The 25,271-nt window shown below is 37.2% G+C and carries 24 protein-coding genes and 1 tRNA gene; 5 read left to right on the top strand and 20 right to left on the bottom strand.

Going from position 1 to position 25,271, the window contains the following annotated elements; genetic code table 11:
- Nucleotides 1–7: 7 nt before the first annotated feature.
- The 10 genes from ppsA to IT6_RS06490 form a co-directional block, all read right to left on the bottom strand.
- The gene (ppsA, locus tag IT6_RS06535) at nt 8–2,440 is read right to left on the bottom strand and encodes a phosphoenolpyruvate synthase (RefSeq protein ID WP_134439770.1); all 2,433 of its coding nucleotides are present in this window, start codon (nt 2,438–2,440) and stop codon (nt 8–10) included.
- Nucleotides 2,441–2,659: 219 nt separating this feature from the next.
- Complete coding sequence (locus IT6_RS06530; protein ID WP_206825659.1) at nt 2,660–3,859, bottom strand: class I SAM-dependent rRNA methyltransferase; 1,200 nt, start codon at nt 3,857–3,859, stop codon at nt 2,660–2,662.
- 32 nt (nt 3,860–3,891) lie between these two features.
- Entirely contained in the window at nt 3,892–5,076 is a 1,185-nt protein-coding gene (locus tag IT6_RS06525; protein ID WP_206825657.1) for a KamA family radical SAM protein, read from the bottom strand.
- Nucleotides 5,077–5,149: 73 nt separating this feature from the next.
- Nucleotides 5,150–5,233 (bottom strand) — tRNA-Tyr (locus tag IT6_RS06520).
- A gap of 92 nt (nt 5,234–5,325) precedes the next feature.
- The gene (pssA, locus tag IT6_RS06515; RefSeq protein WP_242524131.1) at nt 5,326–6,207 is read right to left on the bottom strand and encodes a CDP-diacylglycerol--serine O-phosphatidyltransferase; all 882 of its coding nucleotides are present in this window, start codon (nt 6,205–6,207) and stop codon (nt 5,326–5,328) included.
- Nucleotides 6,204–6,851 (bottom strand): phosphatidylserine decarboxylase family protein, encoded by a 648-nt coding sequence (locus IT6_RS06510; RefSeq protein ID WP_134439766.1) that lies wholly within the window; start codon nt 6,849–6,851, stop codon nt 6,204–6,206. Before IT6_RS06510 ends, pssA begins: the two co-directional genes overlap by 4 nt.
- Nucleotides 6,852–6,872: 21 nt before the next feature.
- Nucleotides 6,873–7,763 carry a phosphatidate cytidylyltransferase gene (locus tag IT6_RS06505; RefSeq protein ID WP_206825656.1) on the bottom strand — a complete coding sequence of 297 codons (891 nt, stop codon included), beginning with the start codon at nt 7,761–7,763 and terminating at the stop codon, nt 6,873–6,875.
- Between the two features lie 51 nt (nt 7,764–7,814).
- Nucleotides 7,815–8,603, bottom strand: a complete 789-nt coding sequence (locus IT6_RS06500) for an isoprenyl transferase (RefSeq protein ID WP_134439764.1) — start codon at nt 8,601–8,603, stop codon at nt 7,815–7,817.
- 162 nt (nt 8,604–8,765) lie between these two features.
- Nucleotides 8,766–10,034 carry an adenylosuccinate synthase gene (locus IT6_RS06495; RefSeq protein ID WP_134439763.1) on the bottom strand — a complete coding sequence of 423 codons (1,269 nt, stop codon included), beginning with the start codon at nt 10,032–10,034 and terminating at the stop codon, nt 8,766–8,768.
- Nucleotides 10,035–10,044: 10 nt separating this feature from the next.
- Entirely contained in the window at nt 10,045–11,334 is a 1,290-nt protein-coding gene (locus IT6_RS06490) for a UDP-glucose dehydrogenase family protein (protein WP_134439762.1), read from the bottom strand.
- 274 nt (nt 11,335–11,608) lie between these two features.
- On the opposite strand from IT6_RS06490, the gene IT6_RS06485 reads away from it, so the two are divergent.
- Entirely contained in the window at nt 11,609–12,712 is a 1,104-nt protein-coding gene (locus IT6_RS06485; protein WP_206825654.1) for an RNA ligase, read from the top strand.
- Here IT6_RS06485 and IT6_RS06480 read toward each other — a convergent pair.
- The 8 genes from IT6_RS06480 to IT6_RS06445 form a co-directional block, all read right to left on the bottom strand.
- Nucleotides 12,674–13,282 (bottom strand): RNA ligase partner protein, encoded by a 609-nt coding sequence (locus IT6_RS06480; RefSeq protein ID WP_134439760.1) that lies wholly within the window; start codon nt 13,280–13,282, stop codon nt 12,674–12,676. The genes IT6_RS06485 and IT6_RS06480 overlap by 39 nt on opposite strands.
- A gap of 28 nt (nt 13,283–13,310) precedes the next feature.
- A complete protein-coding gene (gene nadA, locus IT6_RS06475) occupies nt 13,311–14,237 on the bottom strand; it encodes a quinolinate synthase NadA (RefSeq protein WP_134439759.1) in 927 nt (308 codons plus the stop codon).
- An 18-nt stretch (nt 14,238–14,255) separates the two neighbouring features.
- Nucleotides 14,256–14,714 carry a signal peptidase II gene (gene lspA, locus IT6_RS06470; protein WP_256359900.1) on the bottom strand — a complete coding sequence of 153 codons (459 nt, stop codon included), beginning with the start codon at nt 14,712–14,714 and terminating at the stop codon, nt 14,256–14,258.
- A 101-nt stretch (nt 14,715–14,815) separates the two neighbouring features.
- Nucleotides 14,816–15,202, bottom strand: coding sequence for a hypothetical protein (locus tag IT6_RS06465; protein WP_134439757.1), 387 nt, complete (start codon nt 15,200–15,202; stop codon nt 14,816–14,818).
- 12 nt (nt 15,203–15,214) lie between these two features.
- Nucleotides 15,215–16,330 (bottom strand): DNA polymerase III subunit beta, encoded by a 1,116-nt coding sequence (dnaN, locus tag IT6_RS06460; RefSeq protein ID WP_134439756.1) that lies wholly within the window; start codon nt 16,328–16,330, stop codon nt 15,215–15,217.
- 205 nt (nt 16,331–16,535) lie between these two features.
- Complete coding sequence (dnaA, locus tag IT6_RS06455) at nt 16,536–17,903, bottom strand: chromosomal replication initiator protein DnaA (RefSeq protein WP_206825652.1); 1,368 nt, start codon at nt 17,901–17,903, stop codon at nt 16,536–16,538.
- A gap of 302 nt (nt 17,904–18,205) precedes the next feature.
- Nucleotides 18,206–19,099 carry a shikimate dehydrogenase family protein gene (locus IT6_RS06450; RefSeq protein WP_242524129.1) on the bottom strand — a complete coding sequence of 298 codons (894 nt, stop codon included), beginning with the start codon at nt 19,097–19,099 and terminating at the stop codon, nt 18,206–18,208.
- 15 nt (nt 19,100–19,114) lie between these two features.
- Nucleotides 19,115–19,270: a hypothetical protein gene (locus IT6_RS06445; protein WP_166792835.1), complete on the bottom strand. Its 156-nt coding sequence runs from the start codon at nt 19,268–19,270 to the stop codon at nt 19,115–19,117.
- Between the two features lie 216 nt (nt 19,271–19,486).
- Here IT6_RS06445 and epsC point away from each other — a divergent pair, with 216 nt between their 5' ends.
- Together epsC and IT6_RS06435 are read left to right on the top strand one after the other, a co-directional pair.
- A complete protein-coding gene (gene epsC, locus IT6_RS06440; RefSeq protein WP_134439754.1) occupies nt 19,487–20,356 on the top strand; it encodes a serine O-acetyltransferase EpsC in 870 nt (289 codons plus the stop codon).
- 11 nt (nt 20,357–20,367) lie between these two features.
- Nucleotides 20,368–21,513 carry a cysteine desulfurase family protein gene (locus IT6_RS06435; RefSeq protein WP_206825651.1) on the top strand — a complete coding sequence of 382 codons (1,146 nt, stop codon included), beginning with the start codon at nt 20,368–20,370 and terminating at the stop codon, nt 21,511–21,513.
- A 7-nt stretch (nt 21,514–21,520) separates the two neighbouring features.
- Here the strand turns inward: IT6_RS06435 and IT6_RS06430 are convergent, their stop codons facing one another.
- A complete protein-coding gene (locus IT6_RS06430; RefSeq protein WP_206825650.1) occupies nt 21,521–22,618 on the bottom strand; it encodes a complex I NDUFA9 subunit family protein in 1,098 nt (365 codons plus the stop codon).
- Nucleotides 22,619–22,765: 147 nt separating this feature from the next.
- Here IT6_RS06430 and IT6_RS06425 point away from each other — a divergent pair, with 147 nt between their 5' ends.
- Together IT6_RS06425 and IT6_RS06420 are read left to right on the top strand one after the other, a co-directional pair.
- A complete protein-coding gene (locus IT6_RS06425; protein WP_242524128.1) occupies nt 22,766–23,389 on the top strand; it encodes a hypothetical protein in 624 nt (207 codons plus the stop codon).
- A gap of 27 nt (nt 23,390–23,416) precedes the next feature.
- Nucleotides 23,417–24,706, top strand: a complete 1,290-nt coding sequence (locus IT6_RS06420) for an N-acetylmuramoyl-L-alanine amidase (RefSeq protein ID WP_134439751.1) — start codon at nt 23,417–23,419, stop codon at nt 24,704–24,706.
- Nucleotides 24,707–24,715: 9 nt separating this feature from the next.
- Here the strand turns inward: IT6_RS06420 and sufT are convergent, their stop codons facing one another.
- Nucleotides 24,716–25,270 carry a putative Fe-S cluster assembly protein SufT gene (gene sufT / locus IT6_RS06415; RefSeq protein ID WP_390881590.1) on the bottom strand — a complete coding sequence of 185 codons (555 nt, stop codon included), beginning with the start codon at nt 25,268–25,270 and terminating at the stop codon, nt 24,716–24,718.
- Nucleotide 25,271 lies beyond the last annotated feature (1 nt).

Raw genomic sequence — 25,271 nt, 5'->3', positions numbered from 1 at the left:
CAACTGATTATCCAAAAAGAGTTTTTTCTAATTGCAAAATATTTAAAGTTGTCTTGATGATGGCATCGGCACTCAAAGATAAGCTATCAATTCCTTCTTTGACAAGGAACTCAGCAAATTCAGGATAATTGCTTGGAGCCTCTCCACAGATACCGATTTTTCTTTTTTTCATTTTAGCTGTCTTAATTACAGAAGAAATCATTCGTTTTACCGCTTCATTGCGCTCATCATAAAGATAAGCAACAATTTCTGAATCCCTATCCAATCCAAGAACTAATTGTGTCAAGTCGTTAGAACCGATGGAAAAGCCATCGAATAGTTCACAAAACTCTTCTGCAAGAATAACATTGCTAGGGATTTCGCACATCATGTAGATTTCAAGCCCATTTTCCCCTTTTTTGAGCCCGTTTTTTTCCATTTCAGCAATGACTTTTTTAGCTTCTTCTACGGTCCTCACGACAGGAACCATAACCTTAAGGTTAACAAGACCGAAGCTTTCTCTTACTTTTTTAATGGCCTGACACTCTAAAGCGAATCCTTCTTGATATCTTGGATTATAATAACGGGATGCCCCTCTAAAACCGATCATTGGATTACGTTCCTGTGGCTCAAAATCCGCACCTCCAATCAAGTTGGCATATTCGTTGGTTTTAAAATCGCTAAGTCTTACAATCACATCTTTTGGATAAAATGCCGCCGCGATCATGCCTATGCCTTCGGCCAGCTTTTCTACAAAAAAATCGGTTTTGCGAGGATAATTTTCGGTCATCGTTTTAATTTTTTCCTTATCTTCCCCTTCCCTGAGTTTATCGAAATGGACCAACGCCATGGGATGGATTCTGACATAATTGGTTAAAATAAATTCTTCCCTAGCTAATCCCACTCCATCATTGGGAAGAAAGGAAAGCTCAAAAGCCTCTTCAGGATTACCTACATTCATCATGATCTTTGTTCGAGGGCGAGGAATTTCCTTAAGATTGACCTTTTCGATCTCAAAAGGAATTTCATCCTCATAGACTTTTCCAATCTCTCCTTCTGCACAGCTAACAGTTACAGTCATACCGTCTTTGAGGATTTCTGTTGCATTTTCGGTCCCTACGATAGCCGGAACACCTAATTCCCGGCTAACAATCGCTGCATGACAGGTCCTGCCTCCACGATTGGTCACAATCGCTTTTGCCTTTTTCATGATGGGCTCCCAATCAGGATCTGTCTTTTCGGTAACAAGGATTTCTCCCTCTTTAAACTGGTCAATCTGTCCAATATTCCTAATTACCTTTATTTTCCCATGAGCAATTTTATCTCCAACACTCCTTCCTTCGACCAGAACGCGACCTTTGCCTTTTAGCCGGTAAAACTCAATATAATTGCGTAGCTGGCCCCTATACACTGTTTCTGGCCTTGCTTGGAGCATGAAAAGCTCACCTGTTAATCCATCTTTTGCCCATTCCATATCCATGGGTGTAAAACTTCCTTTGAGCTCCGAATAGTGTTCTTCAACAATGCAGGCCCACCGGGCAAGGGTCAAAATTTCTTGCTCGGTTAATGAAAACTTTTTCCTTTCTTCAGGAGGAACAGGGACATTTTTTACAATTTTTTCACCCCCGATATCATAAACAAGTTTGATTTCCTTGCCGCCTAACCTTTTCTGTAAGATTGGCTTATATCCTTTCATCAAGGTGGGTTTGAAAACATAGTATTCGTCAGGATTAACAATTCCTTGTACGATATTTTCTCCCAATCCATAAGAAGCATTGATGAGTACGGCATTACTAAATCCAGATTCAGTGTCTATCGAAAACATCACTCCTGAACAAGCAAGATCCGACCTAACCATTCGCTGTACCCCCACAGATAGAGCTACTTTGGAATGTTCAAACCCCATATCTGTCCTGTAAGAAATAGCCCTATCGGTGAACAAGGAGGCAAAGCATTTTTTGATTGAATACAAAAGGTTATCTTTTCCCCTGATATTCAAATAAGTCTCTTGCTGGCCAGCAAAACTGGCACCCGGAAGATCTTCAGCTGTGGCACTTGAACGTACGGCTACATCTACGGCTTTGAGGTTCGCTTCCTTGCTAAGTTGCGAGTAGGCATCCAATATTTCTTTTTCAAGCTCTTTGGGTAAGGGACAATCTATGATTAGAGAGCGGATTTTCCTTCCTTTCTCTCTTAAACTCTCCAGGTCGTGTGGATTTAATTCCGAAAGGATATGAGATATTTCTCCTTCAATCTTGTTTTCAGACAGGAAAAACCGGTAGGCCTTGGTGGTTGTAGCAAAACCATGAGGAACTTTTATACCTTTAGAAGAAAGACGGGAATACATCTCTCCAAGAGAAGCATTTTTACCCCCTACAAGGGGAACATCTTCAAGGGTTATTTCATCAAACCACAGTATCAAAGCGTTTTGCTTATCAGAGGAATGAGACATGAGATTCATTGATAACCTCTTTTGTTGATTTAATGTTTGAAGAAATCCAGAAATAGGCTTGTGTATTTTAATACTAAGCTTTATTTTTTTCAAAAACAACCTGTTTATTTTCTAAACTGGCTTTAGGGATTATTCTATAACACAGACAAAAGGCTAAGGATTCTATTATGGATTTGTCAAAATTCAGCCGACCTAGACCATCTTAGTTTTGTATCTGCAAGAGCTGTATTAATCGATTTTCTGAGCAAGAACTCCTTTGAGATACTCAGTTTCAGGGATATTGAAAAGAATAGGATGATCTGGACTTTGCGGTAAACAGCCCAAATAACGAAGCCTTGAGCTTGTTTCCCAACAAGCTCTAGAGATTAACTCCTTCCATTCTTCCATCGTAATGTGATGAGAACAACAAAAGCTAGCCAAAAAACCTCCAGAGTCGAGTAATCTTAAGGCACGCAAATGAATTTCATGATATCCACGGAAAGCCGAATCTTTTTGGGCTTTTGTTTTTGTAAAAGAGGGAGGATCAAGGATGACCAAATCAAATTTTTCCCTTTCTCTTTCTTTTTTTCTAAGCCAATCGAAAGCATTTTCACAGACCCATTCAATTTTCAATCCAAGCCGAGAGGCATTTTCTTTCCCTATATCGACCGCTGTTCTAGACTGATCTACTGCTACACAACTTTGTGCTCCTTGTTGAGCACAAAATATCGAAAATAATCCCTGATAAGAAAAACAATCAAGCACCCTTTTGCCCTTTGCTATCTGCGAAATGAGTTTGTAGTTTGCAGCCTGGTCTAAATATAAACCCGTTTTTTGCCCATTAAGAAGATCGACTAAAATTGGAATCCCCTCAATACAAACCGAATAAAGAGCAGGAATGTCTTTGCCCAAACATTCTTTTCCCAAAGGCAACCCTTCAAGAAGCCTTACAGGAGCATCATTGCGAAGGATTATATTTGAACTTTTGGTGATCTCTTTCAAGACTTCTATGACTTCATTGCGTTTAAGATCAGCTCCAGAAGTCAGCAATTGAACGACGTACCAATCCGCATATTTGTCTATCACTAACCCGGGGAATCCATCCGATTCAGACCAAAATAGCCTGTAGGCATTTCTATCTTTAGCCTGAAAAAGCTTTTCTCTGTAACTAAAAGCCTTGGTTAAAAAAGAATAGATAATCTCCTTATTTAAAGGAAGCCTTTCTCTAGCATAAATCCGTACAGAAATTTGGGATTGACTATTCCATATGCCCACACCCAAGCTCTGACCGCTGGCAGAAATAACCTCTACGACATCCCCATCTTTAATATGCCGATCGTAATGATCAATCTCGGTTCGATATATCCAGACATGACCTTCTAAAATCCTGTGCTTTCCCTCTTTTAATAAATACACTTTGCCAGCAAAAGGAGTCGGCTCCAAAGACATGATAAAACTAGTCCGATCTATAACTTACGATTTTAAACCCCCGCTTCGGATTGCCTATCATAGTTTTCCTCTCCTTTGGCATTATTTTGACCCACGGGATAGGAAAATATTTTGCCTTCATAATTACGTAACAACACTTTATCCTCATAATATCCTATGACATAGTCGGGATTCAACGGAATTTTTCCCCCTCCTCCTGGCCCATCTACGACATATTGCGGTACGGCAAAACCGGTAGTGAAACCTCTAAGTCTTTGCATTATCTCCAAACCTCTTTTAATGGGAACGCGAAAATGGTGTGTTCCCTGGATAAGATCACATTGATAGAGATAATAGGGTCTTACACGACAGCGGATAAGTTTTGTTAGCAGTTCTAAAATGACCTGATGGTCATCATTGACTCCTTTCAAAAGAACCGATTGATTCCCTAGAGGGATTCCCGCATCAGCTAATTTTTCAAGTGCAGTTTTAGCTTCCAAAGTCAACTCCTTAGGATGATTGGAATGAATATTAAGCCATAAAGGATGATAAGTTTTCAAAATTTTGCATAGATTATCGGTTATCCTCTGCGGAAGAAAGATAGGGATGCGACTGCCTATTCTGACAATTTCAATGTGAGGTATTTCTCTTAACTGCCTGAGGATCCTTTCTAATCGTGCATCCGAAAGAAGCAGGGGATCACCACCAGAAATGAGGACATCTCTTATCTCTGGATGATTTTTCAGATAATCGAAAGGCAATTTGTCATCTGTTTCAAGTTTCTGTCCTCCCACTCCACTGACAATTCGGCTCCTGGTACAATACCGACAGTAGGATGCACACCTATCCGTAACCAAAAGAAGAACCCTATCTGGATAACGATGCACAAGCCCTGGAGCTACCATGTCTTTATCTTCACCACAGGGATCCATCATTTCATAGGACATACTCACTAATTCTTCGGACCTGGGTATAACCTGACGACGGATCGGGCAGTTGGGATTGTGGGGATCAATAAGATTGAAAAAATAAGGAGTAAGGGAAAAGGCGAGCTTTTCTTTTGCAGCGAACATTAATCCGCGACGTTCTTCGGGACTTAAAAATAGAAGTTTTTTAATTTGATCAAGGGAATGTATGCGGTTTTTCAGCTGCCAATGCCAATCGTTCCAATCCCTATCGGATACTGATGCCCAACAACCTTTCCCTGGAGAAACAAAATCTCGATGGGAAACACTCAAAGCAATTACCTTATTTTTTTGTTATTAGCTTAAGGAAATGTCCGTATATGTCAATAAAGAGAGTCTAAAAAATTGGGCAGAGCTGGATTCGAACCAGCGAAGGCGTAAAGCCAGCAGATTTACAGTCTGCCCCCGTTGGCCACTTGGGTATCTGCCCACCTTAAAAAACTCACAAAAAGCGTTATGCTCTCTTTCAAAATTCATTAAAGGTCACACCATAAATTTCTTGGCTATCAAAAACAACAAATTTTATCTGAATTTTCCTTTTTCTGAATCGACTTCAAGTGTTTTTTTCGGCTCACTCTTTTCTTCATCCTCTTCTTCTTCCTCCCCCTCCTCTTCGATAGCTTTTCTCAAGGGTTTCGAAATAAACGGTCTAAAAAAGCCATACAAAAGATATCCTAAAAAATCAATCGCCAACATCCATTTATAATAAACTATCGTCAATCCTAGAATGGAAACCACAAATAAAAACTTGGGCACTGTCCATTTTGTTTTCCAAGTAATCCCTTTAAAACTGGGATAGAGATTCTTGCTAAACATCATCATTGATAGGAAAAGCAACAAAATGACCAAAATATACTTTCCCCATCCTTTTTCAAGCTCCCTATCTGTTTCATAAAAATAGAGCATAAGCAAAGTGATTGAACAGACAAGACCAGCTGCGGCAGGAATTGGAAAGCCTGTAAATTCCAGGTTAGTTCCCTTATATTGAGTGGAAAGAACATTGAATCGAGCCAGCCTTAAAGCACCGCATACAAGATAGATGGAAGCTACAATCCAGCCTATCTTATGGGGAAATTGATACAACACAATTTCAAACACAAGCAATGCGGGGGCAACACCAAAAGAGATCAGATCAGCTAAGGAATCAAATTCCCTACCAAACATGCTTTCTTTTCCGCCAAACCGAGCGAGCCTACCATCCAAAACATCAAAGACAAAGGCCGCTAAAATAAAATTAAGGCTGTTTTCATAGGTATGAATCCAACCTGCCGAATCACTATCCCTCAGAATGCTTCCTTCCAGGATTTTTAGAATAGCAAGAAAACCGCAAATCAAGTTTCCAGCTGTCAAAAGATTAGGCAAAAGATAAATTTTTTCATTTTTTTGAGGATCCCAATTGTTCATGGCCATTTCGCTACAACTGATTTTCCTGCTTCCACTCTATCCCCGATCTTTACTTCTAGCCTACAAACATCAGGCAAATAGAGCTCCGTTCTAGAACCAAACTTTATCATTCCTATTTTTTCTCCTGCATCAACCCTTTGTCCTATTTCTTTCCAAGAAACCAACCGCCTAGCAATAAAACCTGCAATCTGCCTTACTCCTACAATATAGCCTTCTGGGGTTTCTATCCACCAATCTTGTCTTTCATTCTTTTCAGATGAAAGAGGATTGCGAGCATCCAAAAAAGTTCCCCTAGAGTACTCTTTCTTTATAAGCTTACCCCTAACAGGAGAACGGTTGACATGAACATCAAAAATTGAAAGAAATATGGAGATCTTTTTTGCCTTGCCTTCAAAAAAAGGAGACTTTTCTTCGATTTTGACTTCTACGATTTTACCATCTGCAGGAGCTAAAATATAATGAGGGTTCGTCGGAATAGCTCTTTGGGGATCTCTAAAGAAGTAAAAAAGAAAAGAAAAACTTAATAAGAAAAGAAATCCTATAACTTTTGCAGATTTATAAGGCAACATCAAAAAAAGAATAGAAAGAGCCGCTAGGATTAAAGCCAAAAAAGAGGCTTCACGCAAAAGAAGGGGTAGTTTCATTTTTTTCTTTTTACAAAGAAATTAGGGCAATATGTGGTATCTCAAAATACAATAAAAATAAAACAAAGGTGCACTTAAAAGAAGACTATCAATGAGGTCTAATATCCCCCCAATCCCGGGAATAACATGACCCGAATCCTTGACATGAGCATCTCTTTTGACAGTGCTTTTAGCCAAATCTCCAATCGCTCCTACTATACCTATAACCACGCTTAATAAAATAGAGTCGGCATAGGGAAACCCTTTAAAAAAACTAGAAAATCCAAAGGGTAACATTATCCCAGCTAAAAAGGAAAAAAGAATGCCTCCGCCCAATCCTTCCCATGTTTTTTTGGGACTAATATGGGGAAGTAGAAACCGTCGTCCGAAGTTTTTCCCTATTAGAAAAGCGCCTGTATCGCTGAGTTTTGTCACCGCTATAACGTAAAAAAGAGCTGCATCAGCATTAAAGGGAAGGCCCTTGCAAAAAGAAATCCGCTCAAGAAAACTAAAAAGAAAGGCTACATAAAAAAATCCTAAAAGAGTCAACGCTATTGATGATACTGGATTTTCCAATATGTCCCAGTTCCAAATAACAAGGGAAAAAAGGCTGGCTATAAACGCAAAATAGAGTACCTGTTCGAAAAAATAATATAAAGTGGATCCGTTAGGTAGAAAATTCCAAAAAAACCAAATACCAATATAAAGACAAAAGGCAGCAGTCAGTCCCGCAGTTCGAAATACTCTATTGCCTTTGACCTGTTGCATCCGATAAAACTCTTCCAAGGCCAATACTCCAAAAAAAGTAAAGATGATCATCTCGATGATTTTCAAACCATATAAGATAACAAAAAGGAGAACACCCCACAGAACGAGGGATGAAAAAAAGCGGGCATAAAAATTGGATTCTTTTTCTAACATTTCAATGGTCATCTGTTATAATCGATTAAAACAGAAAGAATAAAAAAAGAAAAAAAAGAGTTATCAATTTTTTGCGAAAATTTGACCAAATCTACGTTGCCTTTTAGAAAAGTTGCATAGGGCTTCTAAAAATTCTTTCTTTCTGAAATCAGGCCAATAGGTATTTGTAAAATAAAACTCTGTATAAGAAGATTCCCAAAGAAGAAAATTACTTAAACGCATCTCCCCACTTGTTCTTATTAATAAATCAGGATCAGGAGAAAAAGAAGTTGAAAGATGGGATTTGAAAAGTTTCTCGTCTATATCTGAAATCTTAATCTGACCTAAAAGAGCTTTTTTTACAATTTCTTTCACCCCATTAATGATATCAAGTCGCGACCCATAACTTAAAGCCAACGTTAAAATCAGCTTAAAATTGGATTCTGTCTTTTTACAGATAGAAAGCAACTGCTTCTGAAGTCCTCTTGGTAGATCTGATCTTCTTCCTATAGTTAGAAGTTTTATCCCTCTTTCAACTAACTCTTTTTCATTCTTGCTTAAAAAATCTTCAAACATCTCCATAAGAGCTTTTATTTCATAATAGGGCCTTTTCCAGTTATCAATGGAGAAAACATAAAGGGTTAAATAATGAATACCCACTTCCAAAGCTGTTTGGACAACTTCTTTTGCAGCATTGAGCCCTTCCTTATGCCCTTCGATTCGAGGTAAACTTCTTTTTTCTGCCCAACGACCATTCCCATCCATAATTATTGCAACATGTTCAGGGATATTACGCCTATCTAAAAAATAAAAACTTGGGGATTCAGCAATCCCGTTTTGTCCTTGCTGTTCAAGTCCTAAGTCATTATTCATCTAAAACTGTCTTGATTTTACCCTAAATATTACTCCCCTATTCTCATATTTATATTGTGGGTATTAAAATGAAACATGAGAAAATGGATTAAAAAATAGAAAAAAAGGAAGAATTTTTTATAACCATACATAAAGATAAAATCCAGTTATTTTGTTAGGAAATCAATCAACAAAAAAAGTCTGATCCCTAGAAGCTCCAACAGAAACGATCCGCACTGGAGCTCTAGCAAGCATGCCTAATTTATTCAAGTAATTTTGAGCCGCCTTAGGAAGTTTTTTAAAAGAGCGAATCCCTCCCGTAGGCTCTAACCACCCAGGTAATTCTTCATAAATAGGTGTACATTCTGCTAGCTGTTGGACTGAGTTAGGCGGATAATTAAGGATTTTGCCTTTTAATTCATAGGATACACAAACAGGAATCTTTGCTACGGAGTCAAGGCCATCCAGATTGGTCACAGCAACCTCATTAAACCCGTTAATCAAAGAAGCATATCTGGCCAAAACACCATCGAACCAACCGCATCTTCTTGCCCTTCCTGTCGTTGATCCAAATTCCCGGCCAGAGGCATGAAGCATATCTGATAGTTCACTGTTTTCTACAGGAAACGGACCTTCCCCTACCCGTGTTGTATAAGCTTTCATGCAACCAATGACCCGGTCGATTTTATGTGGAGGCAGTCCGCTTCCCGTAATGGCTCCCCCTGCTGTTGTATTCGAGGAGGTTACAAAAGGATAAGTTCCAAAATCAATATCGAGGAAAGTGCCTTGTGCACTTTCAAAAAGAATATCTTTACCTAAAGATAAAGCCTCATAAAGCCAAACGGCAGTATTGACAACCATCGAAGAAATCTCTTCGGCAGCCTTTAAATAAGCCTCGGCAATTTCTTTCCAAAAGAGAGGTTCTCCACCTAAATATTGAATATAACGATTTTTTTCTTCGATTAGCCCTTGAAGCTTTTCTAAGAAGCATTTCCTGTCGAGTAGGTCAAGAATACGCAACCCTGTCCGACTGACTTTATCTGCGTAAGCTGGTCCTATTCCTTTTCTTGTTGTCCCAATGCGGCTTTTCCCTCTTTTTTTTTCAAGAAGCTCATCAATAATCCTATGGTAGGGGAAAACCATGTGTGCGGTTTCAGAAATAAAAAGCCGGTTGCGAATTTCTATTCCCTTCTTCTCTATATTCTTGATTTCTTCAACCAATGAAACAGGATCGATAACCATTCCACTTCCAAGCAAACAGATCTTGTCGGGCCATAAAATACCCGAAGGAATGAGATGGAGAACAAACTTTTCATTGTTAACTTCAACCGTATGACCTGCGTTATCTCCTCCCTGACAACGCACAACGACATCCACGTCTTGAGTGAGAAAATCCACAATTTTCCCTTTCCCTTCGTCCCCCCATTGAGCACCTACAAGAACAGAGTTCATAATCGAGCTTTCAATTTCCAATTCCAATATAATGAAATCCCATATTAATCATCTTCTTCTTATCTAGGAGATTTCTCCCATCGAAAATGATGGGACTAATCATTGCCGATTTCATCGACTTCCAATCTAAATTTATAAACTCTTCCCATTCGGTAGCAATGACTATACAGTCTGAATCCCTGGCTACCTCTTGAGCCGATGAACAATAATGGATTGAAGGGAGCTTTTCCTTTGCTTTTTCCATGGCCCTGGGATCAAAAGCCTGAACTATTGCCCCTTCTTTTAAGAAAGCCGTGGCAAGATCCATCGCTACGCTACTTCTAATGTCATCGGTGTTATTTTTAAAAGCTAAACCTAAAAGGCCTATTCTTTTTTCCTTTAATACCCACAAAACGTTTTTTATTTTTCGCAAGAAATGTTCTTTTTGGTCGACATTGATTTGAGAAACTTCTTTGAGCAGTTTAAAATCGTAGCCCAGTTCCTGAGAGATCTTGATAAAAGCGGCAACATCTTTGGGAAAACATGATCCTCCCCAACCGATGCCCGCTCTTAAAAAATGTTTTCCAATTCTATGATCTAACCCCATGCCTTCAGCTACCATTTGAACGTTAGCCCCTGCCGCTTCACATATTCTTGACAAGGCATTAATGTAAGAAATTTTTAAAGCTAAGAAGCTGTTGGAAGCATGTTTGATGAGTTCAGCGGAATTAAGATCGGTTATTAAGATCGGTGCTTTAAAAGGAGAATAAAGCTCCTTCATTATATTAATCGCCCGGTCGCTCGTTGCGCCTATCACTACCCGATCTGGATGAAGCAAATCATGAACAGCTACCCCCTCTCTGAGAAATTCGGGATTACTGACCACATCAAAATCAATATTGTGACTATTGTAACGTTTAATGGTTTGATATACCTTTTCTCCAGTTTTGACCGGAACAGTACTTTTATCCACAATGACTCTGTATTCTTTTAATACCGCCGCTATTTGCCTTGCTACCCTCTCAATATAAGTCATGTCTACACTGCCATCTTCTAGGGGAGGAGTGGGTACAGCGATAAAAATGACAAGGCTTTTTTCTACGCCTTCTGCAATACTTTCTGTAAAATGGAGAAAGCCCCTTGCTAAATTTTTTTTAACTATTTCCTCAAGACCTGGTTCGTAAATGGGAATTTGACCTTCCCTGAGCATTTTTATCTTTTTTGCATCATTATCAACACAAATGACTTCATGTCCGACATCAGCAAAACATGCTCCAGTAGTTAATCCCACATATCCCGAGCCAATAATTGCAATCTTCATATTTTTTCAATACGATAACAGTTATTTAAGGCAAATTGCTTAAAATATTAAGGTTTCCTTTAATGAACAAACCTTTATGGGTTTTTGATAAACTTTCTGATCTTTTGTAGAGGACAAAACAAAAAAACGATATAGTTATTTTTAAAAATCTTGCAATTTTAATCTTTTAAAATTTTTCATGCTCATTTGATTTTGCAATTAAAGTTTTCTATTTTCTTAGCTTCTTGGCTTTGCTCTATCTTTAAAAATCAAATAGCTATATTTATGATTTTTTATGTATGAAGAGCTTTTCGAAGAAATTCTTCGTTCAAAAAAAGGGGTATTAGGAAAATTCTGGGAACATACTTATCTCAGGTTGACTCATGCTTATGGAGGATGGCCAGAAGGAACGGTTTTTCTTAAAGATTTAGCGGTATCTGGCTTTCCTAAGATAGGGAGGATAAACGCTCTTGTGTCTGGACTTAAAAAACAGTTTGCTTCTTGTTCTTTCTGGATGGAAGAAAAAGTTGACGGATACAACGTTAGGATTTTCCACTATCAAGGGAAGATATTATGTGCTACTCGGGGTGGTTTTATCTGTCCATTTAGTACGGATAGAATCATGGATCTTATGTCAGCAGACATTTTCAATGACTATCCCACACTTGTTTTATGTGGAGAAATCACAGGTCCAGAAAACCCCTATATTGAAGGACCATCTCCATTAGTGGACGAAGATATAAAACTTTTTATTTTCGATATTGCTAAGCTGCCTACCTTCGAGTTTTTACCTCAACAACAAAAACAAGAGCTTCTTTATCGCTATGGTCTTCCTTCAGTCAAGAACTTCGGTCTATTTGAGAATCGGCAAGAAGATTTTGAGAAAATAAAAAAGATCCTCCTTAATCTCCATTACGAATATAGAGAAGGAGTGGTATTCAAAGAAGAACCTTCAGGACGTCGTGCAAAATATGTGACAGCTAATTCCGATTTAAACGATATTGCTGTTTTTTCTCGCAAGATCATGGATATTAGTCCTAACTATTTTATCGATAGAATTTTAAGATATGTTCTATTCTTGATCGATATGGGAATTATCGAAGAAAACGGATGGGAGGAGAAATTAGGAAAGGCTTTCGTATCTTCAATCAAAGAAGTTTTAAACTACCTTAAAGAAAATGGCAAATCAAGCCGACTCTTTCGTTGTCGATTCAGAAATCCTCAAAATGCTCAGCATTTCATCGATCATCTTAAGCATATTCCTAGACATGAAGAACACATCGTAGTAAAAGGTTTTTTTAAAGATAAAGAGTACTGGATTTTAGAATTTGAAAAAATATACCCTTCAACAGGGGATTCTTTAAGGAACTGGCTCTCCGGAGCCCTCAGGTTTGATTAGTTTTTTCAAGCAGTCTCTTAAATAACTTGCGTTTAATATTTCTACGCCCATTTTATCAGCCCATTTTTTCATACCTTCATCCGCAGTTACAAGAACAGCTTCAAGTTCGTAAGCAAGAAGAATGACATCAACATCTTCCCTGCTATCTAATATGCCTTGCCTTAAAGCTTCACGGTAACGATTTCTTAGTCGATTTACCAGTTGATCAAAAGGAATTGGATTTTCTCCGTTTGGTCCAGCAAGTTTTAGATGTTCTTCAGCAATTCTTAATCCATGATCGATTCTTTTTCTTATTTCATCGATAAAATCATAAAGAACAGAGCCAGGGATCAGAAGTGTAAATTTCCTTGGTGACCGGATATGTACAATTGATTCAAAATCAGCAGAAAAAAAAACAGATCCTTTTATCTGTTTAAGTTCCTTATAAGCGGACAAGGGCATATAGAAATGAGCATCTGCTTGGGATGCTAAAGAAAGAAAGCCACTTAATACGGTACTATCATCATCTCCAAATTGCTGAGATATATCTGGATTAGTAAAAACGCTCGTATCTAAAACAAATTTTCTCACATTCTAAAAAACTACATAACGGCTACTTTTACACACTCCATTCTAACATTTGTTGAATAGGAATAAATGCCTTCTTGCAGATCTCAAGTGGAACCTCAATTTCATATTGATCAGATTCAAGGGAATAAATAACCTTATCCAGTGTAATTTTTTTCATAAATTTGCACTGGGCACAAGCACACCTAGCTGTTGTCGCTGGAATAAATTCTTTGTTTGGAATTTCTCTTTTAAGTCGGGTTATCATTCCCGCCTCAGTAACGATTATAAATGTCTGAGCAGGATGATCCTTACAATATCCGATCATCTGTTCGGTTGAACAGACTACATCCGAAAACATTCTTACCGCCCTTTCACATTCAGGATGGGAAACAATGGGAGCATCAGGAAACTTGTTTTTTAATTCCAGCAAAGATTGATAAGTAAACTCCACATGAACATAGCATTCACCAGGCCATAAATCCATTTGTCTTCCCGTCTTAGTTTGTACCCACTCCCCTAAGTTTTGATCAGGTACAAAAAGAATATTTCTGTCCAAGGGAACTTTTTGTACAATCTTTAGGGCATTGGCAGAAGTACAGATACAATCACTTAATGATTTTACAGCTGCAGAAGTATTTACATAGGTGACGATGAAAGTGTCAGGATTTTTTCTTTTGTACTCAAGAAGCTCTTCATAACTGCAGGAATCTGACAGGGAACAACCCGCTTCCAGATCGGGTAAAAGGACCTTTCTGTTAGGATTTAGGATTTTTGCAGTTTCAGCCATAAAATGAACGCCGCAAAACACAATTCTTTCTTGCGTAGCCTCTCTGGCCTTAAATGATAACCCTAATGAGTCCCCAACATAATCAGCTATATCTTGGATCTCGGCTTCTTGATAATTATGAGCTAAAATAAGGGCATTTTTTTCTTTTTTAAGTTTCAATACCCTCTCTTTTTTTTCATCTATACCCATTTTTAAACCTATTTCGGATTAAATATTCTTTTGATGGGAAATTTGCTTAACTTTTATTAAATGTAAGAAGACACCAATAAAACCGATGGTCAAATAACAATCAGCAAGATTAAAGGCGGGCCAATGGTATTTAAAAAAATGAATATCAATAAAATCAATAACATGCCCATGGATAATTCGATCTAACCAATTTCCTAAAGCCCCAGCAAAAATCATTGCGCTAATTATCCTATTAAAAAAAGTTTTAAAAATTTGTTTTCTAAAACCAAAAAAACCTATCAAAATTAATAATAATGTAAATATTTCCCAAAATCTATTATTTCCAGCAAAAAGCCCAAAAGCTATTCCCGTATTTTCTACATAAACAAAATCTAAAAAGTCGGGGATAATTGTCTTGTCGTAAGAAGCTCCAAAAAGAGAAGAAATCCAGGATTTAGTTATAAAGTCAAGCAGCAATAGAAAACCAACAACGATAATAAAAAAAAAACTTGGAGTAACTGCATGAATAATTGTTTTGCTATGAAATGTTAGAAAGAATAAAGGAAAAAAAGAAACCTAAAGATATATGACAAAAAAGATTAAAAAAACCCTTCATCTTCAAGTTCCTTTAATCTTTTTTCGTTTGTTTCTTCAACGACTTCGACAAGATTAGGTAATTCTAAAAGAACCTCTAGACTTAATGGAATCTGGTCAGAGTAAAATCCAGAAGTTTCGATAATCTGCCGATTATAAGACAGATACACCCAGCTAAAATCATCTCCTTGAATAACTCGAAATTGAGGATGTTCTTCATAAAAAATATCTTCGATTTTTTCTATCAGCATGGTCGAAGTATAATTATTTTGTCCAGGGATAACTTGTTCGACTCGATCAAAGCGATTGATCCAATGAACAACCAATTTTTCGACTTCTTCTTTAGTCAGGGGCTCCAAAAAAACACCAATATATCCAGTCCGTTGTATCATAACTTAATAAAATTATTGATTCTTAATAGGCATTAATACATATACAAAATTAGTTCCTTCAGTAATTAAACAGGGATTACCTTTTGTTGTTGGGTTCACAAATTGCAAAGTAACATCTTCTTTTTCCATCTCCCTCAAGGGTTCAATTAAATAAAGGGGATTGAAAGGAATAGAGAAAGGTTCTCCTTCAAATGCCTTGAGTGAAAGAGTTTCTTGAGCCTTTCCAATCTCTGAAGCCTGACAGGAAAGAACCAACTCTTGAGTTTTTAAAAAGTCTAAAAAGATAGGCGGTGCGCTCGAACCACTTATGGCAATGGATGATACCCTGCGTATCGCATGGATAAAACTATTACGATCTATAACCGCTTTTTGAGTAGTCGTTTTGGGAATGACCTGTTTGAAATTTGGATACTTTCCTTCAGTAAGTTTAGAAAAGAATAGAATATTTTCAAACTGCAGAAATATTTTATTCGAGTCTAAAAACAACTTCAAGGTTTTGTCAGATCCCTCAAGGATTCTTGAAATTTCCAATACAGCTTTTGCAGGAACAATGCCTTCTGCTTCAATCCCTTCATTATCAATTTCTTCAAAAATATAGGCCAGTCTTTTACCATCTGTAACAGCAACTTCGAAGCGTCCAGATTTTATAGAAAACCAAGCTCCATTCAAAGCAGGTCTACTCTCATCGGCCATAGCATATTGAACCATTCTTAGCATTTTGCGAACTTTTCCTTGAGATAGGGTTAGGCCTTCTATCCCGTTTTCTGTTGTAAACTTGGGATAATCATCGTCGGGTAAACCGTTTAACTGAAAAAAAGCCTTCCCTGAAGAAAGAGTTGTTTGGTGACGACTATCTGTTTTTAACAATAAGTGGTCAGAATCAAGTTCTCTAATAATAGTTAAAAGCCTTCGAGCTGGTAAAGTTGTTGTTCCTCCTTCTTCCACAGTCGCAGGAAGAATAATTTTTAATGTGGTTTGAAGATCGGTAGCAAAGAGCACGAGTTGGTCAGGAACTTGGGCTGTTAAGTGTACATGACTAAGGATAGGTAAAGTAGACCTTGGGTTTATAATGCTTTGGATAAGAGTTAGATAATCAATAAACTGTTTCCTTTCCACTGAATATCTCATAATGTTTATCTTATAATAAAGCTTCTTATTTCATAACAGTAAAATTCATATGGAATAAGTTGGAGAAAAACTTTTTAACTTCTTTGTAAGGAAGAAGATATTCTTTTCACTCCAGTTTTTAATAATTAGAAACTATCGTTAATAATTTTATTGTTTTAGCAAAATAAAATATATATTTCTCTCTTTTTTCCATTTTTTTCACCACTTATTGAGAAGAAGTTAACTTTTCGGTAATTTTATTTATCAACTGAGCTAAATCAGGATCTTTGGACATTTTTTCGAATATTGTCCGTTGAGCATGAAGGACTGTACCATGATCTCTTCCTCCAAAACTTTCACCTATCTGTGATAACGAAAAATTTGTTAACTTCCTTGCCAGAAACATGGCAACCATTCTAGGAAAAGCTATAGCCGATATCCTTCTTTTTGAAACCATGTCTGAAAAACGAATATCATAGGCTTCACAGACCATTTTTTGAATCATTTCAATGGTTATTGTCTTTGAGGGTTGCAGAGAAACGAGATCTTTTAATAGAGTTTGCGTTTCTTCCAGGGTTATTGTCTTGTCCTGTCGAATTGAGACATAAGCACAAAGCCTGTTCAGTGCTCCTTCTAACTGTCTTACATTTGTTTTTACTTTTTCAGCAATGTATTCGAGGATTTTTTCATCAAGAGAAATCGGATAATTTTTTAATTTGTTTTTTAAAATAGCCAACCTAACTTCTATTCCAGGAGGCAGAATCTCTGCAATAAGACCCCATTCAAATCGGGAGATTAATCTTTTTTCTAGATTTTGGAGTGCACTTGGGGCTTCATCCCCACTTAAAACAATCTGTTTGCTTCCATCAAAAAGACAATTGAATGTATGGAAAAACTCTTCTTGAGAACGTTCTTTTCCTGCTAAGAATTGAATGTCATCAATAAGAAGAACGTCTATTTGCCGGTATTTTTTCCTGAATTGAATGAGACTGCCCTTTTGCACAGCTTCAATAAAATCGTTAGTGAATTGTTCAGTTGTCACATATTGTACAAGGACCTTTTTGTTTTTTGCTAAGATATAATTGCCAATAGCTTGCATCAGATGGGTCTTACCCAAACCGACTTTCCCGTAAAGAAAAAGGGGATTGTAAGCTTTTGCAGGAGACTCTGCAACAGCTTTTGCTGCTGCGGCGGCAAACTCGGAGTTTGGACCAACAACAAAATTTTCAAACGAAAATTTAGCGTTTAACCCTTTAGATTCAAAAATAGCGATTTTTTCTTCTTTATTAGATTGCCTGATTTTTTTTTCTAAATCTTTGTTTTCTTCTCCCCCATTGGATTCAGTGTAAAAAACAATTTTAAGATTTTTTCCCAAAATTCGACAAGATGCTCCAATAAGCTGATTAAGATAATTTTCTTCAATCCAATATTGATAAATAGCATCGGGGGCTTTTAATAATAGATGATCATTTTCTATATCAACAAGTTCAATAGGAATAAACCACTTTTCTATCGCTTCCTTAGAAATGACTTTTTGAAGCTCTAAACAGATACTATTCCAGACTAGATTAAGCTCTGTTGTCAATTTATTCACAAGTTATTAACATCTCTTAAAATTTATTTTTAGATCTACTTGTTTTTAAAATCTTTTGTAAGTTATTGGATATCAAATAAATATAATTTTATTCAAATGCTGTATTCTTATTTTATGAAAAACCAAGGCTTTTATTTTTAAAGTTATTCACAGAGGTTTTGCTGCATTTATTTTTGTAATCCAATGTAAGTTCTTATTTTTTTAAAATTTTATTTTTCTAACAAGCAAATTGATCATTTAAAAAAATAAATGTAAAAAATATTGACATTAATTTTTTTTTAAATCTAAAAAAAAAATTAATATTAGAACTCTAAATAAACTGATTTTCTCATTGTTTCTATAGGAGCATTTAGACCAGTCCAAATTGAAAAAGAAAGAGCTCCTTGTTCAATAAGCATTCCCAATCCATTGGTGGCTTTACAGCCGATCCTTTTAGCTATGGACTCAATTGGTGTAGGCATTGGAAAATATAAAAGATCATAGATGAGGATGTGAGGATGTAAGATCTTTTCCCATTGAAAGTTTAGAGACTTGAATGGGAGTAAAGGGAGAGACTGGATGAAGAGGTCAGTTTTGATTATTGAATTTTTTAGATTTTGTTCGGTTAAAGACAAAACCTGGACTTCAACATTAAAATTTTTTTCTATGTTCCGTGCTACAGTTAAGGCGTTATCGTAAGTTCTATTGAGTAAAATAAGTTTTTTTGAACCTTCTAAAGCTGATTGCTTGGCAATAGCTTCACCTACTCCTCCTGTCCCAAGAACAGTGATAGTCAGCTTTGAGAAGTCAATAGAAAATGTTTTTTTTACATCAATTGCCCATCCACTGCCATCAGTATTATATCCAACTAGAAAATTATTTGGTTTTCTTAAAACAGTATTTACAGAGCCCAGTAAGGTAGCACTCTTATCAAGAGCGTTGCATAGAGAAGCCATCTTTTTTTTAAGGGGAGATGTACAATTCCAACCCAAAAATCCTTTTTCAACTAAGAGATTAACCGCTTGCTCCAATTCTTCTTCTGCTACTTCTACCCGAATATAAACCGCATCAAAAGATAATTTTTTAAAGGCCGCATTCTGAAAAAGGGGTGAGAGTGAATGGGCAATAGGTTTACCCAAAACGGCATAACTGGGTTTATTGGGCTCAAAATCCCTAAGATCTTTGAGGCTAAAAAAACTTTTTTTATTTATATTCATCGCAAAGGTTCTAACTCATTCAAAGGATTGAGTTGAAAAGCCTGCATTGGCTTTTCTTCTATTCTCATGCTTGTTTCTTTCTTCTCGTCCGATACCGATTCTCGTCGTTCCATAGTAGCTCTTTTGATCATTGCCCTGGTAGCTATTTCTATACCATTTGAGGGACTCCATACTTTTATCTGATCAATTAGTTCTAAGCTTGTTTTAAACACCAACTAGGCCGCACAAGCAGCAGAAGCTGGGGAGCCAAAACAAGCCCAAGTAAGCTCAACTTACCTTTAATCAAAATAAAAGTTATATTTGAATATAATGAGTAAGGACTTGATAATCGAGAATAAGTGAGTTTTCATTAAAAAAGTTGGGTTAAAAATGAATCAGGGTTAAAAGATGAATCTTTTTTTCGATTCTATTGTTAATGAGCTTTTAGATTCCTATTACCATGATGGAGCAATTAATTGTTCAGATGGAACCAATCTTCCTTCAAAAAGAGCTGTATCAAAATTAACCGAGGATCTGTTAAGCCTAATTTTTCCAGGCTTTTATTTTTCTCTCTCTCTTTCTCAGGACAAAATGGCTTCCTTTTGTTTGGAAGTTTTAAAAAGAATCTATCATTCTTTAGTTCAGGAAGTAGAAAAAAGTTTGCTTTTCTGTCCAATTGAAGATAAGACCGCGGTCTCCATTGGACAAGCATTTTTGTCTAAACTTCCCGAGACAAGAAAAATTTTGGCTACAGATCTCAAAGCTACATTTGAAGGAGATCCCGCCTCAGCAAGTATTGAAGAGGTTCTTCTTGCTTATCCGGGAATAGAGGCCATTGCGGTCTATAGACTGGCCCATATCCTTTATTTGGAGAACGTGGCTTTGATTCCCAGAATGATGACCGAATGGGCTCATGCCAGAACAGGAATTGATATTCATCCTGGAGCAGAAATTGGCTCAGACTTTTTTATTGATCATGGAACAGGAATTGTGATTGGTGAAACCTGTAAAATTGGTCATCATGTTAAAATTTATCATGGAGTAACATTAGGTGCTCGTTCTACTCGTGGGGGAAGAAAACTAAGGGGCCAGAAAAGACATCCTACTATTGAGGACTATGTAACGATATATCCGGGAGCAACCATTCTTGGAGGAGAAACGGTTATTGGCGCAGGCAGTGTGATTGGAGGTAATGTTTGGCTTACTCATCCCGTTCCTCCTAATTCCATTGTTACGCTTGTAGACCAAGAAATTCGAGTAAGAACAAAAAATGAATAGAAATTTGAATAATGAAGCGTATTTATCTTGACTACAATGCATCAACCCCCTTGGATCCAGAAGTTATCAAGGAAATGGTCTGCTGTATGGATACTTGGGGGAATCCATCAAGCATTCATGAAGAAGGCAGAAATTTGAGATTTATTATCGAACAATCTCGAGAAAAGGTAGCAAAGCTTTTAGGAGTTAAAAGTAAAGAAATTGTTTTTACTTCTGGGGGATCGGAGAGTGACTCCCTTGCCTTGATGGGTTTAGTTTATGGAGACAACCAGAAAAGGACTCATATTGTCGTTTCTGCCATGGAACATCATGCAGTCTTGGAGACTGCAGCTGCCCTAAAAAAAAGAGGTTATGAAATCACCTATGTTCCTGCATCCAAAGAGGGTATCATAGATTGTGAAAAAATAACTTCATCTCTTACCGATCGTACTCTTCTTGTTTCTGTACAGTCTGCAAATAATGAAACAGGGGTATGTCAACCTGTTGAACAGATTGCTCAGCTCTGCAAGCAGAAGGGAATATTTTTTCACTCCGATATAGTCCAGAGTGTTGGCAAAGTGCCTTTGGATATAAAAGAATTTTCTTTGGCAAGTCTTTCAGCGCATAAATTTTATGGACCAAAAGGAGTGGGAATACTTTACGTGAAGGATGGGATCCCTTTTGAAAGAGTTATTTATGGAGGTGGTCAAGAAAAAGGTAAACGTGGAGGGACAGAAAATGTTATTGGAATTGTTGGTCTTGCTAAAGCCCTTGAAATTTCACTTTCTGATATGGATAACCAAAGGCAACGACAGTTTCAACTGATTGAAAAACTTTGGGATAAAATAGCTGATCTTCCTGGTATCGAGCGCGTGGGTAATCCTCTACGGCGTGTTCCTAATACCCTTCTTGTTACCTTTTCAACACTCCAAGGTCACGATCTTCTTATAGGTCTTGATCTTGCTGGAATTGCTGCTTCGAGTGGTTCAGCTTGCATGTCTGGAACAATCCAGCCTTCACATGTCCTTATGGCTATGGGCTATGATCGTCAAAGAGCGGGATCATCGATTCGATTTTCTATCGGAAAATATACAACTGAAGAAGAAATTGATGAGGCGGCACAAAGAATAAAAAAAGTGGTAAATAACCATCTGAAGATTTCTTCTTTAATGATCTGATCGATCATTAATAATGCAGGGACTCAAGGATATCTGGAAGGACCTTTTTTAAAGAAACCAATTTGAGATCGAACTCAGATACGGCTTCAGAACTGTCAGCAATGTTATCTTCGAGCATCATCAGAAGCATATCGTGAGTTAGAGGAGGATTTTTCATCCATTTTTCTGTTATACCGATAAAAGGAGTAGCGATAGAGACGGGCAAATGAAAGAGGATCCTCCTTTTCATGTCCTTTTTTAAGAGCTGGAGAAAGAAAAGCCATGAGACAAAATAAATTGCCCAGAACTCTCCATTGCTGTTTTGGCCAATAGCCTTAAAACCCAAAAAGGGGTAAATTATAAAATTTAATAAAACTAGAGCAGTTCTTAGCAGGGCATGAAAAGGAAAAGCTTCAATTTTATAAGCCAAATGAGCTTCTTCCATAATAAGCAAGATTATTTCTTTTAAAGAAAATATTTCAGGACCGGTTAAGGGGTAAGTTTTATGAAAAGTTTTTTGATTGGGTATAGCTCGAACGAAGGCCTCTGCCACATTTTCTACAAAAATAGGTTGGAGTTTACTTTTAGCCCCTTCTATTAAAGGAAAAAGTAGTAAGGGGTTGTTTTTGATAAAAAACATTTTATACAGCCTTTTAGTAAAATCATCTCCGATACCAAAGACCACCGAGGGTTGGAATATAGTCCAATCTAATTCACTCTTTCTCACCATCTCTTCAGCTGTCCATTTTGTTTGATGGTAGCGACTTTTTGCGTTAGGGCGTGTTCCAAGCGAGCTCATGTGAATGAAACGGCTTACTCCGTTTTCTTTAGAAGCTTGAATCATGTTTTTTGTTACTTGGACATGGACTTTTTTAAAGGTATCCTGTCCTTGTTCGACAAGGATACCGATGAGATGGATGACCGCATCTATTCCTGAACAACATTTCCGGGCAAAAGATAAATCTGAAAGATCTCCTGTTAAAAATTCATGGCAAAAACCTTTTATAAATCGCTCTTTATTAGGATTTCGGCTTGCTACTCTTACTCTATAGCCAAGCTGGCAAAGGAGCCGAATAATGTGTCTGCCTATGAAACCGGTACCCCCAGAGACAAGAATGGTGGCCATACAATTCTAGATTTTATGTAAAAGATAAAATTATAAAAAAGACAGAGAATCGATAAAAATAGTTTAAATCAAAAAATGAATAAAAAAGAAACTTTTCTTCCCTTAGATTTTTTGGTTATCCTTCTTTTTTAGACCTTTTTCTTTTCTATGATTGAAAAAAAAGAAGGCATAACCTTTGGTAAGGAAAGTAGAATGATTCGGTTTTTTTTCCTATCTGTTTTATTATTTTATCCCTGTCTTCTCGTCGCCAAAACCCCTACAGCTTTTGAAGCCCTCAAAGTAGCTGAAAAACAGCTCGATCCAGAATCCAAACAATACCTCTATGGAATAATTGGAGAACGGAGTCCTACGACATTGACTCCAGTAAGTTGGCAGTTTATTTATTGGAATCCGCATACTTGGTCTCATTCTCAACAGGTTACTGTTGCGGGAGGACAGGTGACACAAATAAAAGATGGGCTTTTTTCTCTTGGCAACTTACATCTATTGCCTTATAAAAAGGAAAACACTATACAACCCTCCAAACTAAAAGTTGATTCTAATAGGGCCTTAGATATTGCCATTAAATCCAATGAAATGTTTAGAACGGTTAAATTGAGTACCGTAACCTTTCGTCTCGCTTCTCTAAAGGGATATGAAGAACCGTGTTGGATTATGGATTTTTTTGCGGATAAAAATGGATTTGAGCATTCTATTGGTTATGTCATGGTCGGAGCAATAACAGCAAGAGTCTATAAAATGAAACTTAATTTTTCTAAAGTTTTACATTAATTAAACGCTTTGACATTTGAAAGACATATGCAAAAAGGGCTTTCCCTACTGATCCTTTTTTTTTTCTTGAATGTCTCCCTGAGCTGTCTTTTTGCAATGCAAAAATTGTCCCCTTTAGCTCCTCCTCCTGATTGGTCAAAGCTCGATCAATTCCAGGAAACCATCACTAAAGATGAATTTGTTCAATTAATCAATACAATCTATTCACCTAATGGATCTTTTTGGCGCTACACCATTATTAATGGGAATGAGGTAACTATTTATTCCGATATTGAACATAATGAGTTACTCTACCGGTTACGCCTTGCTCCAGATTCAGAATCGCAGGTGCCCTTAAAGGCTAACTGGATATCTAACATCAAAACCAGAGGCGAAGGTCCTACTGAGACTAAACCTCTTAAAGGATTTTTGATATGTCTTGATCCAGGTCACATCGGAGGGCAATGGGCAAAAATGGAAGAACGTTATTTTCAAATAGGCTCTGATCCTCCAGTGATCGAAGCTGAACTAAATATGAATGTATGTCGAAGGGCAGCTCATTTTCTGGAAGATGCAGGTGCAAAAGTAGTCTGGACAAAGAAAAATTTTGAACCCGTTACTGAACTGCGGCCTGCAAATTTAAGAGCTGATGCTTTGGCCCTTCTTTTCCCCTTTGAAAATCAAGAAAGTCTTCCTGATCGATTCTCTGATGAAATCGAAAAAAAAATTTTATTAACCGCCGAAAGGCTCTTTTATAGAAACGCTGAAATTAGGGCAAGGGCCGAGATTGTCAATCGAATAAATCCAGATTTAACGATCTGTGTACATTTTAATGCTGATAAATGGTCTGATCATCCAACCCGCAAGGAGCTTGTTCCACAGAGTAAGCTTGTGATTTTTGTCAATGGGAATTATTCCGAAGAGGAACTTGTTTTTGATGATCAGAAATGGGATTTGCTCTATAAGCTTTTATCGCGGACTTCGGTCCCCGAAGTAGAAGTTTCCGAAGCCGTATCAAAGGAAATGGAAGTCGTATGGAATTATCCTCCTGAAAACTATAATAATTGGTCTACAGCCTATAAGATAGGCAAAAGCCCTTATGTTTTTGCAAGAAACTTGTTGGCTAATCGCATATATCATTGTCCAGTCGTTTTTGTTGAGGGGCCTTACATGAATGCTGTTGATGCCTATGATCGGATTATTGCTGGGGATTATGATGGAAACAAAAATATCAACGGAAAATCTCTAAAAAGTATTTTTGTCGAATATGCTGAAATCATAACCCAAGGAGTAATATCTTGGGCTACATCGAAAGAGGGAATAGTCGTCCAGCAATAAAAAACTATTTTATACCAATCCTAAAATCATTTTCCCTTCTTCGCTGATCATGCTCGGATTCCATGGGGGATCCCAAACGAGATCGACTTGAGCTTCAGAGACAGAAGGAATTTCAAGGATTCTTGATTGTGCATCTTGCGCCAAAATCGTTCCCATTCCACAACCTGGAGCTGTAAGGGTCATCTTGACAGCAACAGCATAGCTGCCGTCTTCTTTTCTGTTTATTTGACAATCATAAATTAATCCAAGATCAACAATGTTTACGGGGATTTCTGGATCATAAACTTCTTTTAGTCGATTATAAATAACTTCTTCGGTAATTTCTTCATTTTGATTTAAAGTCTCTTTTTGAAGAGCGGGTCCTATATCAATCCCAAGGGCATCGCAATCTTTGGCATCAACCCTGACAAGCACACGGTTATCATAAATAAGAGTATAAGAACCCCCCATCGATTGAGTAATGTGAAAAGGTTTATCTTTTTCAAGCTGTATTTTGTCGCCACTTGGAATGAGCACAGCTTCAACATCTCTTGTTAACTTAGATTGGGGCTCTTCTCCTTTCATA

Source organism: Methylacidiphilum caldifontis (assembly GCF_017310505.1).
Classification (GTDB): Bacteria; Verrucomicrobiota; Verrucomicrobiia; order Methylacidiphilales; family Methylacidiphilaceae; genus Methylacidiphilum; species Methylacidiphilum caldifontis.
Note: the sequence above shows the minus strand (reverse complement) of the source record. Positions and strands in the feature narration are given on the sequence as shown.